Raw genomic sequence first — 306 nt, forward strand, 5'->3', positions numbered from 1 at the left:
GTAATCATACGGTCTTATCTTTCTATCATTTCCTTGCCATACTTCATATAAATTGTAGTAAACGGCTAATGAAGTAAACGACGGAACGCATTCAATCATTCCTGCATATGGATGTTGCTGCAACGCTTGAAATAGTCGTTGTACTTTTCCGTATACATCCATCCCGATTTCTTCACCAAATGTACCAATAATTCCTTGACCCCCTACCGCAGAAAATTTCATCCCACTCCCTCTTTCTATGCCCAAAAGCCGACTCCTTTCGAAATGCGCTGCGCTGTTTCTTACACCTTCGCGATAAAATATGAA

At 40.8% G+C, this 306-nt stretch carries 1 protein-coding gene; it reads right to left on the reverse strand.

Annotated features, from left to right (window positions below; translation table 11 throughout):
* Positions 1-222 (reverse strand): carboxyltransferase domain-containing protein (locus KVT31_RS29470; protein ID WP_217613717.1); only part of this gene is annotated, 222 nt, incomplete at its 3' end.
* Between the last annotated feature and the right edge of the window lie 84 nt (positions 223-306).

The organism is Bacillus sp. GbtcB14 (genome assembly GCF_019091205.1).
Lineage (GTDB): Bacteria > Bacillota > Bacilli > Bacillales > Bacillaceae_G > Bacillus_A > Bacillus_A cereus_AG.